Below are 15,830 nucleotides of genomic sequence, written 5' to 3'. Positions count from 1 at the left end.
GGCCATCAGCTCGCCCGGTGTCTCGGGGAAGTCCGGCATCACGATCCGGCCGTCGAGCCCCTTGCTCAGGTCGAAGATGTCGCCGGCGGACACCCGGGAGAACCGGTAGGGCGCGTTGCTCTCGTGGTCCTCGAGCGGGTCCTTGTCGTCGGTCTTGCGCAGTGACCGGCGGATGTGCGGCAGGGCGGCCGTCTTGCCGCCGGCGAACTGCTTCACCGCCGCCAGCTCCTCGTGGATCAGCGGGTTCTGGGGGTCGACCAGCAGTGCCCGTCGCAGCTGCTGCTCGGCGTTGGCCCAGGAACCCATGAGTGCCCACGCGTGCGCGATGTTGGTGAGGCGCACGGCATCCTGCTGCGCACCGACGGACGGGCCCGCGGGGAGGCGACCCGCCTCGCGGCCGAACGCGATCGCCCATTCCGGGTGGTCGAGGCTGTTGGCGGCGACCGCGGCGTTCGACAGGTGCACCGGGTCGTTGGGTGCGACCTGGTGGCCGCGCAGGGCGATGGCGAGGGCCGCCACCGAGTGGTTGCTGCCGAACGCGGTGGCCAGGACGTCGTCCACGAGCTCGGGGTCGGCAGCCGTGCGGTCGAGGAACTCCTGCCAGGACGCCTGCTGGGTCCCGTCGAACCGGGCTGCGACGAAGGCCCGGGCCTCGCTCAGCGCCACCTCGAAGGCGGGGACGGCGCGAGGGCCGAGCACCCGGCCGGGGAGGTCCGTGACCAGGTCGGGATCCACCGGTGCCTCCCGGCTCTCCCTCCAGATCTCGAGACCGCCGGTGAAGACCTGCCCGCCTCCGGGCTCGGGCACGACCTGGATGGTGCCGGCCAGCTGGCGCTGGACGCCGCCGACCGCCAGCGTCGCCGTCACCTCCAGCCGGCCTGGCCGGTCGGGTGCCTTCCACCGAAGCCGGGGCGTGGTGCTCTCCGTGGCCGGGAGCCCCGTGATGGTCACGCCGAGCCCTCCCGGGACGGGCGTGAGGTCGCCGGGCGGGGTGACCCGTTGCCCCTCCGCCGGCGGGGTGACCACCAGCGTGGCGCTGGCGACCCCACCGGGCCCGGCGGTGACCGGGAAGCGCAGGTCGAACGTCGACCCCACCAGCACCCAGCGCGGCGCCTGAAGGGTCAGCCCCCCCGCGGTGGGGAACGGGTCCTCGTCGCCGCCCGGCGGCGGCTCCTGGGGACCAGGATCGGGCTCGCCGCCACCGCCTCCGCCCCGGGACACCACCAGGACGCTGGTCGTGCCCGTGCGCTTCTTCTGGCCGCGGTGCTTCTTCGCGACCGCCCGCAGGGGGACCCTGCCCGGAGCCGTGAAGGAGACCCGCAGCGTGACGACGCCACGGGCGTTGGTGCGGCCGCTGGCCAGCTTCACCCAGCGAGCCCCGTCCTTGCGCTCCAGGACGACCGGACGGCCCTTGCTCACCGGCACGACCTTGACGGTCACCGTCGTGGGTTCTCCCACCTCGACCTGGGCCGGGCTGGCGGTGACCCGCACCCCCGGCTTCGGGCCCGCGACGGCCACCACGGCCACCACGGTCATGGCGCCGGTGGTGACCAGGACGCTCGCGAAGCAGACGGCAAGGAGACGACGAAGCGTGAGCACCACCGCATCCTCGGCACCCGGCCGACCCGGTCGGGAGAGACACGTGTCCCCGTTCGGCCGGGATGGCGCGGTAGGTTCACGGCTCGTGACCCAGAGCAGTCCGCCCCCGTGGGGAGGTGACCCCGCGATCGCGTGGCGGATCCTGCTCACCGCCGTCCCTGCCGCACCGGCGACCGTCGGGTCGCTCGCGGCCCGGCTCGAGTCGCTGCACCGGGAGCAGGGGTGGCCGGCGGCCCGGCCCGTCGTGACCGGCGAGCCGGACACCGTCCGCCGGGACACCGCGGAGGTGCGCGACGTACCCCTCGTGGTGGGGCTGGCCGGGGACCAGCTGGTCGTCTCCGCCTTCCACGCGTATGTCGACGGGCTCGGTCTGCTCGACGTGCTGGCCGCACTCACGGGCGAGGAGGTCACCTCCTCGGCGCGGGGAGTCGCCGACCGGCCCGGGGGCGGCGGCGGCATGCTCGGCAGGCTGCGCGAGGTGGCCCTGGCTCCACCGGCCAAGGTGGCCACGCCTGCGGTCGACCCGGCCCCGGGGGACGCGTACGCCGCGACGACGGTGCCCGGGCGGGTCCGCACCGCCGACCTCGTGCACGCCGCCGTGTCCGCGGTGGTGGACCACAACTCGAGGTGGGGGCGGTCCAGCCGGCACGTCACGGTCGCCGTGGGGGCGGGCCGGCCCGCGGCTGCGGGAGAACGACTGGCCAACCGCAGCGAGCTGATCCGTCTGCGCGACCTCGAGGGCAGGTCCGCGACCGAGGTCGGCGAGTCCCTGAGGTCCGCGCCCCTCGACGCCGCCGGCGGCAGCGGCGCCGCCGGCGGCCGCCTGTCGACGCTCGCCCAGCGCGCGTTGGCGCCCCGCCTGGGCTCCACGATGCTGGTCTCCCACCTGGGTGACGTGACGACCTCGGCGGCCGGCGACCTCGCGTTCTACCCGGTCACCGCCGGCGGCAGCGGGCTCTCGCTCGGAGCCGTCGGCCACGACGGCCGGACCGTCCTCACCCTGCGCGCCCGGGCCTCGGCCTGGGACGAGCCAGGGCTCTCCGAGCTGCTCGGCCGGGTCGTCGCCGCGCTCGGCTGACGAGCGGGCCGAACCCAGCCAAACCGCCACCGCCGGGGCCGATCCCGACCTACCGTGGATCTGCGGGCCGCCGGCGGGAGCCGGGCCGGAGTCGGCAACCAGCTCCGACGCCCGCGAGGGCCATGACCTCGGGACACCCACATGACCAGCACGACCACCCGCCCCGGGCCCCGGGGCACCCGCTCATCCGACGGCTCGCCGACCGAGCTCGAGACGGTCCTGGCGACCGGCGGGGTGCGGACCGTCTTCCAGCCGATCGTCCACCTGGGCACCGCCGACGTGGTGGCTTACGAGGCGCTCTCCCGCGGTCCGGCGGGCGCCCTCGAGACACCCGACGCGCTCTTCGGCGCCGCCGTGCGGGAGGGACGGCTGGCCGAGCTGGATGCTGCCTGCCGGCGGTCCGCCTTCGCCGCGGCGGTCGCGGCCGGGCTGGTCGCGCCGCACGCCGTCTTCGTCAACGTGGAGCCCGCCGTGCTCGACACGGCTCGGTTCGACGAGCTACTCGAGATCTCCGGGACGGCACCCGGCGAGCTGCGCGTGTTCCTCGAGATCACCGAGCGCGCCGTCTCGGCCCGACCGGCGGAGCTGCTGCGCACCGTCGAGCGGGTACGCGACGCCGGCTGGGGTCTGGCCCTGGACGACGTCGGTGTCGAGGCGGAGTCGCTCGCGTTCATGGCCCTGCTGCGGCCCGACGTCGTCAAGCTCGACATGTCGCTGGTCCAGCAACGGCCGGACCGGAACACCGCGGAGGTGATGCACGCGGTCAACGCGTACGCGGAGCGCAGTGGAGCCCTGGTGCTCGCCGAGGGCATCGAGACCGACGCCCATCTGGACAGCGCCCTCTCGCTCGGGGCCAGCCTGGGACAGGGGTGGAGGTTCGGCCGCCCGACCTCCTCACCGACCGTCAGTCCTCCCGGGGACCGGCTGGCCCTGCGTCCCTCGCCCGGCACGACGTCGTGGCTGGACACGTCGCCGTTCGCCACCCTCCCACCCGGCACCGAGCTGCGGCAGTCCTCCAAGCGCCTGCTCATCGAGCTGAGCAAGCAGCTCGAGCGCGAGGCCGCCAGGCTGGGCGACACGTGTGTCGTCGCCGCCACCTTCCAGGAGGCCCGCCACTTCACGGAGCTGACCGCGGGTCGCTACCAGGAGCTCGTCGAACGGACCGCCTTCGTGTGCGCCCTCGGGGAGGGGCTCCCACCCGAGCCCCTGCCGGGACTCCGCGGGGCGAGCCTGGACCCCGACGACCCGGTCCGTGGCGAGTGGGACCTCGTCGTCCTGAGCCCGCACTTCTGCACCGCGCTCCTGGCCCGCGACCTCGGCGACGACGGTCCGGACCTGGACCGGAGGTTCGAGTACGCCCTGACCTACCGGCGCGACGTCGTCGTCGACGCTGCCCAGGCGCTGCTCGCCCGGGTGGCCCCGCGCATCATCGGGTCCTGACATCCGCGGCCCAGGGGCGCCGCGCTAGGCGTCGAGGGTCTCCACGTCCACCTCGTACGCGCCCTGCACGATGAACTCCTTGCGCGGGGCGACGTCGGTGCCCATGAGCAGCTCGAAGACCCGCGAGGCGGCCTCCGCGTCGTCGACCGTGATCCGGCGCAGGGTGCGCCGGCGCGGGTCCATCGTGGTCTCGGCCAGCTGCGAGGCGTCCATCTCGCCGAGCCCCTTGTAGCGCTGGACCGGGTCCTTCCAGGACACGCCCTTCTTCTTGAGCTCGGCGAGCTTCCGCTGGAGCTCGTCGTCGGAGTAGGTGTAGACGTACTTCTCCATCCCCTTCTTGGGGTTGGAGATCTCGATCCGGTGCAGCGGCGGCACGGCGGTGAACACCCGGCCCCGCTCGACCAGCTCGGGCATGTACTTGAAGAACAGCGTGGCGAGCAGGCAGCGGATGTGGGCGCCGTCGGAGTCGGCGTCCGCCATGAAGATGATCTTGCTGTAGCGGGTCGCGTCGAGGTCGAACGTCTTGCCCGTCCCCGCGCCGACCACCTGGATGATCGAGGCGCACTCGGCGTTCTTGAGCATGTCCGCGACCGAGGCCTTCTGGACGTTGAGGATCTTGCCGCGGATCGGCAGCAGCGCCTGGAACTCGGAGTTGCGCGCGAGCTTGGCCGTGCCGAGCGCCGAGTCCCCCTCGACGATGAACAGCTCGGTGCGGTCGTCGCTGGCCCGGCAGTCGGCCAGCTTGGCCGGAAGTGCCGACGACTCCAACGCGTTCTTGCGTCGCTGGGTCTCCTTGTGCTGGCGCGCGGCGATCCGGGTCTTGGCGGCGCCGGCGACCTTCTCCATCACGAGCCGGGCCTGGGCCTTCTCGGCGCGCTTGGTCGAGGTCAGGAACTTCTTGAGCTCGGCCCCGACGACCTTGCGCACGACGGTGCGCGCGGCCGGGGTGCCGAGGATCTCCTTGGTCTGTCCCTCGAACTGCGGCTCCGCGAGCCGGACGGTGACCACCCCGGTGAGGCCTTCGAGCACGTCGTCCTTGACGACGTCGTCGTCGTTGACCTTGAGGACCTTAGCGGCCTTCATCGACTCGTTGAACGTCCTGGTCAGCGCCTGCTCGAAGCCGCTGACGTGGGTGCCGCCCTTGGGGGTGGCGATCACGTTGACGAACGAGCGCAGCTCGGTGTCGTAGCCGGTGCCCCAGCGCAGCGCGATGTCGACGTGCAGCTCGCGCTCGACCTCCTGGGGCGTCATGTGGCCCGACTCGTCGAGCAGCGGCACGGTCTCGGTGAACGTCTCCATGCCCTGGAGCCGCAGGATCTCGGTGACCGGCTCGTCCTTGGCGAGGAAGTCGGCGAACTCGGCGATGCCGCCGTCGTGCCGGAACTTCTCCTCGCGCATCTCCGAGCCGCGCAGGTCGCGGATGACCAGCTCGAGGCCGGGGACGATGAACGACGTCTGGCGCGCCCGCGTGAACAGGTCCTCGAGGACGAAGTCGGCGTCCTTGGTGAAGATCTGCCGGTCGGGCCAGAACCGGATCCTGGTCCCGGACTTGTTCTTGGCCACCCGGCCGCCCTTGCGGGTGAGGCCCGACCTCGCCTCGAACGCCGCGTCGGGGCCGTCGCCGGTGAACACGCCCGGCACGCCGCGACGGAACGACATCCCCTGCTGGGCCGGCGACCGGTCGACGTCCACGTCGAGCCGCGCGGACAGCGCGTTGACGACGGAGGCGCCGACGCCGTGCAGGCCGCCCGTGGCGACGTACGAACCGCCACCGAACTTCCCGCCTGCGTGCAGCTTGGTGAAGATCACCTCGACGCCGGGCAGGCCGGTCTTGGGCTCCTTGTCGACCGGGATGCCGCGACCGTCGTCGTGGACCTCCGCCGAGCCGTCCGGGTGGAGCGTGACCTCGATGTGCTTGGCCACGCCGGCGAGCGCCTCGTCCACACCGTTGTCGATGATCTCCCAGAGGCAGTGCATGAGCCCGCGGGTGTCGGTGGAGCCGATGTACATGCCGGGGCGCTTGCGGACCGCCTCCAGGCCCTCGAGGACCAGGAGGTGGGCGGCGTTGTACGTGTTGTCGATCGGTGGCTCCTCATCACGGTGGTCTGGTCCCGAATCTACCCACGACACGCCGGAGGGCCGTGGAGGCTCGCGAACCGCGGCCGGGTCTAGCGTGGAGGGACAACTCCATGGTGGTGACAGCGACGATCCAGGTGAGCCGACCGAGCCAGACGTGTGGACTAGGTCACTCATCGGCAACCCTGGGGTCTCAGAGTGGACAACTCACAGGCGGGGCTAGGTGTCCCGTGATGTGATGGGGGCGTCGCAATGGGAGGGTGACCGCGGGAATCTTGGGGACCGCGGCTACGTTGCAGACACCAGTGCACAGGAAACTTCCCGGGGGGTACCGGGAAACCGACAGAAATGAGGCCGACGTGACGACTGCAGTTGCCACCAGCACGCCGCTGACCGCAGCCGACCGCTGCGACCGCTGCGGTGCCCAGGCCTACCTCCGTGTCGAGCTGCTGTCCGGTGGTGAGCTCCTGTTCTGCGCCCACCACGCTCGCGAGCACGGTGACGCCCTCAAGGAGGTCGCGGCCACCATGGTCGACGAGACCGCCAAGCTCGCCGCCACGCCCGCCGTGGCGCCCGACGTGGAGCGCTGACCCAGACCTGACCCCACGACTCCTCGGAGCGGCCCCGGACACACGTCCGGGGCCGCTCCGGTCGTTGTGGGCGGTGTGACAGGGTGACGGCCGTGACCGGTGTGGAGCTCCTCGTGGCGCTCGCGATCGCCGTGGGGCTGGCCGGCATCCTGGTGCCGATCCTGCCGGGCTCGGTCCTGATCCTCGGCGGGGTCCTGGTCTGGGCCGTCGACGTCGGCGGGACGACCGCCTGGGCGGTGTTCGCCGTGGTCGCGGCCATCCTGGTCGTCGGCGGGGTGGTGAAGTACCTGGTCCCCAACCGCCGGCTCAAGAGCATCGGGGTTCCCAGCTCGACGCAGTGGATCGGCGCCGCGGTCGGCATCGTGGGGTTCTTCGTGATCCCGGTCGTCGGCCTGTTCGTCGGCTTCGTCCTGGGTGTGTACGCCGCGGAGCGGCACCGGGTCGGTGACCAGGCGTGGCCGTCGACCAAGGCGGCGCTGCGAGCCGTCGGCCTGAGCATCCTCATCGAGCTGGTCGCCGGCCTCGCCGCCACCGCCGTCTGGGTCGGAGGCGTGCTGGCCACGTGACGGTCCTGCTCTCGCTGCTCGCCGCCGCGTCGTACGGGCTGGGCGACTTCGTCGGCGGCGTGGCGTCCCGCAGGATCAGCCCGTGGGCCGTGGCGCTGACCGCCCAGCTCGTCGGCGCCACCGTGATCCTGGCCCTCAGCCTCGGGGTCGGCGGCGACCCCACGGGGCGTGACCTGTGGTGGGGCGTGGCGGCCGGCATCGGCAACGGCGTCGGCACGGCGTACCTCTACCGGGGCCTGTCCTCGGGCCGGATGGGCGTGGTGGCGCCGGTCTCCGGGGTCGGAGCCGCGCTGCTGCCGGTGATCGTCGGCGTCTCGACCGGCGAGCGGCCCGCGAGCCTCGCCTGGCTCGGGATCGCCGTCGCCTTCCCCGCGATCTGGCTGGTCTCCCGGGAGCCGGCCGCGGCGCCCCCGTCCGGGCCCAGCGGCCTGCTCGACGGGGTGCTGGCCGGGCTGGGCTTCGGCACCTTGTTCGTCGCGCTCGCCCAGGTCGGCGAGGATGCCGGGCTGCTGCCCCTCGCCCTCAACCAGGTGGTCGGTGGGGTGGTCATCGTCGTGGTCGCGACCTGCCTGCGGAAGCCGTGGCTCCCCCGCGAGCCCCGCGCCGCGCTGGGTGCGGTCAGCGGCGTGCTCGGCGCCGCGGCGACCGGGCTGTTCATGGTCGCCAGCCGGGGCGACCAGCTCACCATCACCGCGGTGGTGGTCTCCCTCTACCCGGCGTTCACCGTGGTGCTCGCCGCCATGGTGCTCCGCGAGCACGTGCACCGGGCGCAGGCGGTCGGCCTGGTCCTGTGCGGCGCCGCCGTCACGCTCGTCGCCCTGGGCTGAGGCAGGAACCGGCTCCTGGGCGCCCGGCTCACCCGCTCGCGAGGGGAATGCTCAGGTAGCGGCGCTTGCCCAGCCAGTCCACGACCGGGTGGGAGCCGTCGTACAGGTCGGTCATCTTCGCGCCGACGCGCACCGTCGCCGGGTTGCCGAGACAGTCCCGGCTGATCCTGGCGCGCACGCGGTTGGCGTCGAAGTCGATCCGGACCGCGTGCGAGCACGTCAGCGGCTCGCCCACGGGCTTCCACGCCGCCATCCGGACCAGCTGGTAGTCGGTGCCCTCCTGGAGGCCGGCGCCGACCCGGAACTCGGGTCCCTTCGCGCCCGGGTCGGTGTCCACGAACACCGACAGGCTGGACGGGCCGCCGTCGGACGTCGGCTCGAGCTCGGCGAAGTCGACCCGCACGACGACCTTCTTGGGGGCGTGGATGGCCGTGACGGCGAGGATGTCGGACAGCGACGCTCCCCCGACGTCGGCAGGGTCCTCGAGGCCGAGTCGCTCGGCGGACGCCGGTCCTCCGGCCGTGGCCAGCAGGACCACAGCCCCGACGAGGACTGTTGCGGGGCGACGGATCCGGGCCGAGATGCTCATCCTCGGACGGTGGCACGGGTCCGCCCCCGTGGCCATGGCCCGTTCGGGCGGTGGTGCCGGGGACGTTGGGCACGTACGGTGGAGAGACGGGGGTCCCTCCCCCGGAGCGTCGAGACAACGCCGGGAGGCGTGGTGGAAGCAGGACAGCTGGCGCTCAGCGATCTCTTCGGTGATGTCGTTCGGGCGCGGGACGTGGTGGTGCGGGTGCGCCGCGTGCACCTGACCAGCCGCGCCGACCTGGGCAACGCCCGGCACGAGCTCGTGCTGGCGCTGGAGGCCTACACCTCCGGGCTGGAACGCCTCGGGCGTCCGGTGCCCTACGCGTTGCGCGACGAGCTACGACTGCAGCGCAGCCTCGACGACGCGCCGTAACGCGACCCAGCGCGCGACGTCAGGCCAGGCCGAGGCGCACCCAGCCCCCAGCCGAGTGCGCCTCGGGGACTCAGGGAGCTGCCGGCGCGTTCTCGGCCTCGCACTCGGCGAGCCGCTCCTGCGCCTTGGCCAGGCGCTGCTTCTGCGCCTTCTTGGCCTTCTTGGCGTCGGCGGCCTTGGCGACGGCCTTGGCCAGCCGCTTCTCCGCCTTCGCGCGCTCCTTGTCGGTGGTGGCGGCGGCCAGCGCCGCCTCGGCCTCGGCGACCCGGTCCTTCTTGCTGGCGAAGACCGCGGTCACGCGCGCCAGGGCGTCCTCGGCCTTGGCGACCTGGGCCTCCTGCGTGGCGCACGGGCTCTCCGGTGTCGTCTCGTCGGCGTGGGCGACCGGGCTGGCACCGACGAGCACGACTCCGGTGGCGACGACTCCGGCGAGGATGCGGGCAAGCTTCATGAGGGACTCCTGCTACAGGTGGGGGGTGTCTACCCGTACCTGTCATGAGGCTGCCCTGGTGTTACGTCGTCGAGCCGGCGCGGGTACCGCGTGGCCATGACCACCACCACTCCCCCTCCCGCCGGTGACGACACCCCGGACGACCCCGCGGTCGACCCGTCCGACGCCGGCTTCCCGACCTCCCCGGACCTCGACGACGAGAACGTCGAGTTCACCGACGCCGACGGCGAGGTCAAGGGCTCCGGCGCGGGCTGACCCACCGCCGCCGGGCGACGGAACGCCCTCCCTAGTGCTCGAGTGGGGAGGGCGCCGTCACGACTGCCATGCGGAGTGTTGCATCACCCGACGGAGGGTCGCCCACCCACCGTGGCACGGCTGGCATGCGGCGGGTACACCCCTGGCGGGGGTGGGGACGACGGTGCGCGACGAGCACGGAAGAGGCCCCTTCCACCACGGGGATGAGGAAGGGGCCCTGCTCCCAGGTGCGGTGTGTCGGCCGGTCGGTCACCCGGGAGGTGTCCTGCTGCGCGTCACCCGACGTTGGGCACCTCCCAGTGTGCCCGCCCGAGTCGGAGCCCATCAGGGCTGCGCGGGTCATCCTCAGCGGGACCAATGCACTAGCCACGAGTGATCCCGCTGTGGGTGAGGGGCCTCAGTCGAGGTAGTCGCGCAGGACCTGCGAGCGGCTCGGGTGCCGCAGCTTGGACATCGTCTTGGACTCGATCTGGCGGATCCGCTCGCGGGTGACGCCGTAGACCTTGCCGATCTCGTCGAGGGTCTTGGGCTGGCCGTCGGTGAGGCCGAACCGCATGCTGACGACGCCGGCCTCGCGCTCGGAGAGCGTGTCGAGGACGGCGTGCAGCTGCTCCTGGAGCAGGGTGAACGACACCGCGTCGGCGGGGACGATCGCCTCGGAGTCCTCGATCAGGTCGCCGAACTCGGAGTCGCCGTCCTCACCGAGCGGGGTGTGCAGCGAGATGGGCTCGCGACCGTACTTCTGGACCTCGACGACCTTCTCGGGCGTCATGTCCAGCTCCTTGGCGAGCTCCTCCGGGGTGGGCTCGCGGCCCAGGTCCTGGAGCATCTGCCTCTGGACGCGGGCCAGCTTGTTGATGACCTCGACCATGTGAACGGGAATCCGGATGGTGCGGGCCTGGTCGGCCATGGCCCGGGTGATGGCCTGGCGGATCCACCACGTGGCGTACGTCGAGAACTTGTAGCCCTTGGTGTAGTCGAACTTCTCGACCGCGCGGATCAGGCCGAGGTTGCCCTCCTGGATGAGGTCGAGGAAGAGCATGCCGCGGCCGGTGTAGCGCTTGGCCAGCGAGACGACGAGACGCAGGTTGGCCTCGAGGAGGTGGTTCTTGGCGCGGCGGCCGTCCTCGGAGATCCACTCGAGCTCCTCGAGCATCTTCGCGCTGATCTTGCCGCCCTTGGCGAGCTTCTCCTCCGAGAACAGGCCGGCCTCGATCCGCTTGGCGAGCTCGACCTCCATCTCGGCGTTGAGGAGGGGCACCTTGCCGATCTGCTTGAGGTAGTCCTTGACCGGGTCGGCGGTCGCGCCCGCCACCATGACCTGCTGCTCGGGCTCATCGGTGTCGTCGGCGGCGGAGACGACGAAGGCGGTCGTCGCCGACTCCTCGTCCTCCTTGATGGACGGGTCGGCTACGACGGCCTTCTCGAACTCCTCGTCCGGGATGTCCGGCAGGATCTTCTTGCCGTCGGGACCGATGACCGGCTCGGCGACCGCGGCGTCGGCGGCGGGAGCACCCTTGGCGCCGTTGTCCGCGGCCTTCTTGGCGGGGGCAGCCTTCTTCGCCGGCGCCGCCTTGCTCGCGGCGGCCTTCTTGGCGGGCGCGGCCTTCTTGGCCGCGGTCTTCGCGGTCGCGGTCTTCTTCGCGGTGGCGCTGCTGGCGGCCGCGGCCCGGGTGCTCGTCACGTCGACGTGCACGGAGATCCCCAGGCCGCTGAGGTGGGACAGGAGGCCCTTGAGGTGCCGCGGCTCCACCGCGGCGGCGTCAGTGGCCTGTCGGACCTGCTCCGGGGTGAGCGACCCGGTCACCGAGCCGGTCTCGACGAGTGCCACGACCGCAGGGTGGGCGAGCACCGGGGCAGGGATCTTGCGCGCGTTCGAGGACACGAACACCTCTCGTCAGAAGCATGGGCCAGGGGCTTTGGGGCGCGGCACGACCCGCTGTCGTCAAGAGCCGCGTGTTCATTCTGCCACGCAGGTCATGAGCCCTCCGCATCGAGGCCGACCGGCGCCCGGTGGCAGTGGTCTAACCGGTCTGCGCCTTGGCCGCCGCCTTCTTGGCCTTCTTGAAGTCGCGCACCTTCTGCAGCGACGCGGGGTCGACGACGTCGGCCACCGAGCGGTACCCGTCCTCGGCGTAGTCACCGACGAGGGTCTCCCAGCCGTCGGGGCGGACGCCGAACTGCTTGGCGAGCAGCGTCACGAAGATCTGGGCCTTCTGCTTGCCGAACCCGGGGAGCGCGAGCACCCGGTCGAACAGCTCCTGGGCCGATCCGGCCTCGGCCCAGATCCGGGACGCGTCGCCGCCGTACTGCTCCTCGACGAGGGCGGCCAGGGTCTGCAGCCGGCCCGCCATCGACCGGCCGTAGCGGTGGATCGCCGGCGGCGTCGAGCAGAGCGTGGCGAACTCCTCCGGGTCGGCGGCGGCGATCGCGGCCGGGTCGAGGGTCCCGAACCGGTCGAGCACCTTCGCCGGACCCCGGAAGGCGTGCTCCATCGGGTACTGCTGGTCGAGCATCATCCCGACCAGGAGGGCGAACGGAGACTCGTCGAGGACCCGGTCGGCAGCGGCGTCACCGGTGATCTTGATGGCCATGGTGGTCATCTTGACCGATGAGCCGTCACGGACTCATCGGTCCTCGCTCGGTCGCGTCCTCGTCGCTCGGGCGTGACCGATCAGTCGGGCTTGACCGCCAGGACGGGGCAGCGGGCGTCGAGCAGGATCCGCTGCGCGTTGCTGCCGAGGATGAGCTTGCCGACCGGCGTACGCCGCCGCAGGCCGATGACGATGAGCTCGGCGTCCATGGACTCGGCGAGGCCGATGAGGTCCTCGGCCGGCTCGAAGCCGCGGACGAGCTGCCGGATCTCGAAGTCCACCCCCGAGCCCTCGAGCTTCTGCTTGACCGCGTCCATCTCGGCGTCGGACTTCGCCGACTTCTCCGCGTCGAAGGACTCACCCCCGCGATGGCTGTTGACCACCACGAGGGTCGAGCTGCGGAGCCTGGCCTCGGCGATCGCCGCGGTCAGCGCGGCCTCACCCTCCGGCTTGGGCACGTATCCCACCACGACGGTTCCCATCTGGGCACCGTACCCAATCCCGGGCCGTCGCGGGTGCCTGTGGAGAGCCGGATCGTGCGGCCACCGGGAACGGGCAGGCTGACGGGGTGGAGGTGCGGGAGCCGATCGACCCCGAGCGCCGGCGCCTGCTGCGCCGCGCCGTGGTCGAGCACGTCGCCGCCCGCCCCGGTCGGGCGGTCCCCTGTGTCGTGCACGTGGGGACGCCCGGGCACGGCGTGCGCCGGTTCACGGTCCGCGACGACGAGCCCACCGACCATGCGCTCCGCGCCGACATCGTGGCGGCGCTGGTCGGCCGGCGACGGGACACGGCGCGGTCCTGGCCCTGGCTGTGGCTCACCAGGGCCGGCGACCTCGCCCTGCACGACCTCGACGCCGACTGGCTGGCCGCGGCCACCACGGCGTACGCCGAGGCCGGCGGCGACCTGACCATGGTGGTGGTCACCCGGCGCGGCTGGCGCGACCCGCGCAGCGGCGCGCAGCAGACCTGGGTGCGGCTGCGGGGTTGAGCTAGTCCCAGGTGTGGACGGGCTCGTTGGTGTGCATCCGCTCGCGGTAGTCCAGGAGCGTGCGCCGCAGTGCGTCGTAGCGGTCGAGGTCCTCCAGCTGACCCATCCGGTTGACGAACCACTCCGCGCCGTTGATGCCGGTGAGGCACCGTTGCTCGATGATCCCGAGCAGCCGGTCGGCCACGTCCTGCTCGACCCCCCAGGCGGCCAGGCCCTCGTGGGCCAGTGGGAGCAGCCGGCGCAGCACCAGCTCGGTCGCCCGCACCTGCCCGACGCCCGGCCAGTAGACCTGCGCGTCGATGCCTTGGAGAGCGGCGAGGTGGAAGTTCTCCTCGGCGGCGCTGAACGACATCTGGGACCACAGCGGCCGCTCGTTCTCGGCGAGCGAGCGCACCAGGCCGAAGTAGAAGGCGGCGTTGGCGACGGTGTCGGCGACGGTGGGGCCGGCGGCCAGGACCCGGTTCTCGACCCGCAGGTGCGGCACTCCCCCGGCGATGTCGTAGACCGGCCGGTTCCAGCGGTAGATCGTGCCGTTGTGCAGCCGCAGCTCCGACAGCAGCGGCGTCCCGCCGGACTCGAGCACGGCCAGCGGGTCCTCGTCGTCGGTGATCGGCAGCAGGGCCGGGAAGTAGCGGACGTTCTCCTCGAAGAGGTCGAAGACGGAGTTGACCCAGCGCTCGCCGAACCAGACCCGCGGCCGGACACCCTGGGCCTTGAGCTCCTCGCTGCGGGTGTCCGTGGCCTGCTCGAACAACGGGATCCGGGTCTCCCGCCATAACCTCTTGCCGAGCAGGTAGGGGGCGTTGGCACCGAGGGCCAGCTGGATGGAGGCGACCGCCTGCGAGGCGTTCCAGTACTCGGCGAAGTCGTCGGGCGAGGTCTGCACGTGGAACTGGGTGCTGGTGCAGGCGGCCTCGGGCACGATCGAGTCGGAGGTGGTCGTGAGCCGCTCGACGTTGCCCGGCCCGGCGATCGAGATCGAGATGTCCTCACCACGGGCGGCGAGGATCTGCTCGCTGAGCAGCTTGTAGCGCGGGTTGGGGCTCAGCGTGCCGATGTTCATGTGGCCCTCGGCCAGCGTCGGCAGGATGCCGATCATGACCAGGTGCGCGCCCACCTCGGCCGACCTGTCCTCCGCGTTGTTGAGACTTCGGCGGAGCACGTCCTCGAAGACGCCCAGCCCGCCCTCGCGCAGCTTGGCCGGTGGGACGTTGATCTCGATGTTGAACTGGCCGAGCTCGGTCTGGAACGCCGGGTCGGCGATCGCGGCGAGGGCCTCGGCACTCTTGAGCGCGGGGTCGCCGAGCTCGTCGACCAGGTTGAGCTCGACCTCGAGGCCGGTCATCGGGTCGTCGGTGTCGAACCGGGCCTCGCGGAGCATCCGGGCGAACACGTCGAGGCATCGCCGCACCTTCTCGCGGTAGCGGGTCCGGTCGGCCCGGGAGAACTCCTGTGCCTCGACCTCTTCGCCCATGCCCTCGACGCTAACCCGGTCCCCCGCGGTCGGGATAGGCACCGCGCTCCCACGCGGACGGAGGGACCGCCCGGTTGAGCAGGTCGCCGACCAGCTCCGCGAGCGAGTTGTCGGGGTCGCTACCGACGCTCCGGTCGACCGCGCACCAGGCCAGGGCACCGTGGCCCGCCAGCCAGGCCGCCAGGCCCAGGACCGCCGCCGGAGCGCCGACCAGGTCGTCGGGAGAGCGCTGCACCGCGTCGGTCCACAGCGCCACGTGGGCGGGTGCCTCGTCGCGGGTCATCGACCGCCACGCGACGTCGCGGACCACGCGGTCGCGCATCCCCTGGAGCACACCGGCGAGGTCGTCGCACTCGAACCGACCGCGCGGCAGCGCCCGCCAGATCGTGGCCACCACCTCGGTGGCGTCGTAGCCGGGTACCCGGTCCCGGGCCTCGTCGACCTCAGCCACCCCCGCGATGGGGGCGAGCCGTGCCGCCAGCTCCTCGCGGGACGCGCTGACCACCTGGCCGTCGACGACGGACCGCACCCGGAAGGGGTGTGCGCGGACGTCGTAGGGCACCCCCGGCGATCCCGGGAGGAACCAGCGCGTCCCGTCGGCGTGCAGGCCGTTGACCACCCGCAGCCCGGCCGCTCCGAACGCCACGCCGAGCCGGTCCAGGGCCTGCTCGGCGAGCTGCGGAACGGTCGAGTAGACGACGAAGAGGACGTGCTCGACGCCGTGGGCCACCGCTGGCTCGAGCAGCAGCCGCACCGCCTCGTCGAGCTCCTCCGGCGGTGGGAGGTCGATGCGCGCGTGGAAGGTCTCCCGGCCCCCGAAGGTGAGCATCACGACCGAGTCGGAGGGCTCGAAGCCGAGGAGCACCGGCACGGCGGCCAGCACGTCCTCGTGGGTCCGGAAGGTCAGGACCCTCCTGTCGGTGGGGCGGTC

The 15,830-nt window shown here is 72.3% G+C and carries 17 protein-coding genes; 8 read left to right on the top strand and 9 right to left on the bottom strand.

The genetic code is table 11. The annotated features are described in order from the left end of the window. Nucleotides 1-1,599, bottom strand: a 1,599-nt coding sequence (locus JHD21_RS13415) for a hypothetical protein (RefSeq protein WP_292676096.1), incomplete at its 3' end; no start/stop codon positions are given. Nucleotides 1,600-1,684: 85 nt separating this feature from the next. On the opposite strand from JHD21_RS13415, the gene JHD21_RS13410 reads away from it, so the two are divergent. Both JHD21_RS13410 and JHD21_RS13405 read left to right on the top strand, forming a co-directional pair. Beyond that, entirely contained in the window at nucleotides 1,685-2,677 is a 993-nt protein-coding gene (locus tag JHD21_RS13410; protein ID WP_292676094.1) for a hypothetical protein, read from the top strand. A gap of 141 nt (nucleotides 2,678-2,818) precedes the next feature. After that, entirely contained in the window at nucleotides 2,819-4,117 is a 1,299-nt protein-coding gene (locus JHD21_RS13405) for an EAL domain-containing protein (RefSeq protein ID WP_292676091.1), read from the top strand. 24 nt (nucleotides 4,118-4,141) lie between these two features. On the opposite strand, the gene JHD21_RS13400 is transcribed toward JHD21_RS13405, so the two are convergent. Further along, on the bottom strand, nucleotides 4,142-6,247 hold the full coding sequence (locus JHD21_RS13400) for a DNA topoisomerase IV subunit B (protein ID WP_292676089.1): 2,106 nt from the start codon (nucleotides 6,245-6,247) through the stop codon (nucleotides 4,142-4,144). Nucleotides 6,248-6,552: 305 nt separating this feature from the next. Between JHD21_RS13400 and JHD21_RS13395 the strand changes: the two genes are divergently transcribed. The 3 genes from JHD21_RS13395 to JHD21_RS13385 all read left to right on the top strand — a co-directional run bounded on the left by JHD21_RS13395 (nucleotide 6,553) and on the right by JHD21_RS13385 (nucleotide 8,176). Then, nucleotides 6,553-6,783 (top strand): hypothetical protein, encoded by a 231-nt coding sequence (locus JHD21_RS13395; protein WP_292676086.1) that lies wholly within the window; start codon nucleotides 6,553-6,555, stop codon nucleotides 6,781-6,783. 92 nt (nucleotides 6,784-6,875) lie between these two features. Beyond that, a complete protein-coding gene (locus JHD21_RS13390; RefSeq protein ID WP_292676083.1) occupies nucleotides 6,876-7,349 on the top strand; it encodes a DUF456 domain-containing protein in 474 nt (157 codons plus the stop codon). Continuing rightward, the gene (locus JHD21_RS13385) at nucleotides 7,346-8,176 is read left to right on the top strand and encodes a DMT family transporter (protein ID WP_292676080.1); all 831 of its coding nucleotides are present in this window, start codon (nucleotides 7,346-7,348) and stop codon (nucleotides 8,174-8,176) included. The genes JHD21_RS13390 and JHD21_RS13385 overlap by 4 nt, the downstream gene beginning before the upstream one ends. A 28-nt stretch (nucleotides 8,177-8,204) precedes the next feature. On the opposite strand, the gene JHD21_RS13380 is transcribed toward JHD21_RS13385, so the two are convergent. Then, nucleotides 8,205-8,765, bottom strand: coding sequence for a hypothetical protein (locus JHD21_RS13380; protein ID WP_292676077.1), 561 nt, complete (start codon nucleotides 8,763-8,765; stop codon nucleotides 8,205-8,207). A gap of 129 nt (nucleotides 8,766-8,894) precedes the next feature. On the opposite strand from JHD21_RS13380, the gene JHD21_RS13375 reads away from it, so the two are divergent. Continuing rightward, complete coding sequence (locus JHD21_RS13375) at nucleotides 8,895-9,137, top strand: hypothetical protein (protein ID WP_292676073.1); 243 nt, start codon at nucleotides 8,895-8,897, stop codon at nucleotides 9,135-9,137. 70 nt (nucleotides 9,138-9,207) lie between these two features. On the opposite strand, the gene JHD21_RS13370 is transcribed toward JHD21_RS13375, so the two are convergent. Further along, nucleotides 9,208-9,588: a hypothetical protein gene (locus JHD21_RS13370; RefSeq protein WP_292676071.1), complete on the bottom strand. Its 381-nt coding sequence runs from the start codon at nucleotides 9,586-9,588 to the stop codon at nucleotides 9,208-9,210. 96 nt (nucleotides 9,589-9,684) lie between these two features. Between JHD21_RS13370 and JHD21_RS13365 the strand changes: the two genes are divergently transcribed. Continuing rightward, nucleotides 9,685-9,843, top strand: coding sequence for a hypothetical protein (locus JHD21_RS13365; RefSeq protein ID WP_292676069.1), 159 nt, complete (start codon nucleotides 9,685-9,687; stop codon nucleotides 9,841-9,843). Nucleotides 9,844-10,240: 397 nt separating this feature from the next. Here JHD21_RS13365 and JHD21_RS13360 read toward each other — a convergent pair whose 3' ends face one another. From JHD21_RS13360 to JHD21_RS13350, 3 genes are all read right to left on the bottom strand, one after another. Further along, entirely contained in the window at nucleotides 10,241-11,734 is a 1,494-nt protein-coding gene (locus JHD21_RS13360) for an RNA polymerase sigma factor (RefSeq protein ID WP_292676066.1), read from the bottom strand. Nucleotides 11,735-11,867: 133 nt separating this feature from the next. Then, nucleotides 11,868-12,437, bottom strand: coding sequence for an HhH-GPD-type base excision DNA repair protein (locus tag JHD21_RS13355; protein ID WP_292676065.1), 570 nt, complete (start codon nucleotides 12,435-12,437; stop codon nucleotides 11,868-11,870). 80 nt (nucleotides 12,438-12,517) lie between these two features. Further along, nucleotides 12,518-12,919 carry a universal stress protein gene (locus JHD21_RS13350; RefSeq protein WP_292676062.1) on the bottom strand — a complete coding sequence of 134 codons (402 nt, stop codon included), beginning with the start codon at nucleotides 12,917-12,919 and terminating at the stop codon, nucleotides 12,518-12,520. Nucleotides 12,920-13,005: 86 nt separating this feature from the next. Here JHD21_RS13350 and JHD21_RS13345 point away from each other — a divergent pair, with 86 nt between their 5' ends. Further along, nucleotides 13,006-13,425 carry a hypothetical protein gene (locus JHD21_RS13345; RefSeq protein ID WP_292676060.1) on the top strand — a complete coding sequence of 140 codons (420 nt, stop codon included), beginning with the start codon at nucleotides 13,006-13,008 and terminating at the stop codon, nucleotides 13,423-13,425. Nucleotide 13,426: 1 nt separating this feature from the next. On the opposite strand, the gene JHD21_RS13340 is transcribed toward JHD21_RS13345, so the two are convergent. After that, nucleotides 13,427-14,899, bottom strand: a complete 1,473-nt coding sequence (locus JHD21_RS13340; RefSeq protein WP_292676058.1) for a glutamate--cysteine ligase — start codon at nucleotides 14,897-14,899, stop codon at nucleotides 13,427-13,429. Nucleotides 14,900-14,909: 10 nt separating this feature from the next. Beyond that, the coding region (locus tag JHD21_RS13335; protein ID WP_292676056.1) for a DUF4192 domain-containing protein at nucleotides 14,910-15,830 on the bottom strand (921 nt) is incomplete at its 5' end.

Origin of the sequence: Nocardioides sp. (assembly GCF_016462705.1) — a bacterium.
Taxonomy (GTDB): domain Bacteria; phylum Actinomycetota; class Actinomycetes; order Propionibacteriales; family Nocardioidaceae; genus Nocardioides.
Note: the sequence above shows the minus strand (reverse complement) of the source record. Positions and strands in the feature narration are given on the sequence as shown.

What these genes read in the sequence shown, in the direction of transcription:
- JHD21_RS13405 (WP_292676091.1), top strand. Translation starts at nt 2,819, where the DNA reads ATGACCAGCACGACCACCCGCCCCGGGCCCCGGGGCACCCGCTCATCC.
- JHD21_RS13380 (WP_292676077.1), bottom strand. Translation starts at nt 8,765, where the DNA reads ATGAGCATCTCGGCCCGGATCCGTCGCCCCGCAACAGTCCTCGTCGGG.
- JHD21_RS13370 (WP_292676071.1), bottom strand. Translation starts at nt 9,588, where the DNA reads ATGAAGCTTGCCCGCATCCTCGCCGGAGTCGTCGCCACCGGAGTCGTG.
- JHD21_RS13365 (WP_292676069.1), top strand. Translation starts at nt 9,685, where the DNA reads ATGACCACCACCACTCCCCCTCCCGCCGGTGACGACACCCCGGACGAC.
- JHD21_RS13355 (WP_292676065.1), bottom strand. Translation starts at nt 12,437, where the DNA reads ATGGCCATCAAGATCACCGGTGACGCCGCTGCCGACCGGGTCCTCGAC.
- JHD21_RS13350 (WP_292676062.1), bottom strand. Translation starts at nt 12,919, where the DNA reads ATGGGAACCGTCGTGGTGGGATACGTGCCCAAGCCGGAGGGTGAGGCC.
- JHD21_RS13340 (WP_292676058.1), bottom strand. Translation starts at nt 14,899, where the DNA reads ATGGGCGAAGAGGTCGAGGCACAGGAGTTCTCCCGGGCCGACCGGACC.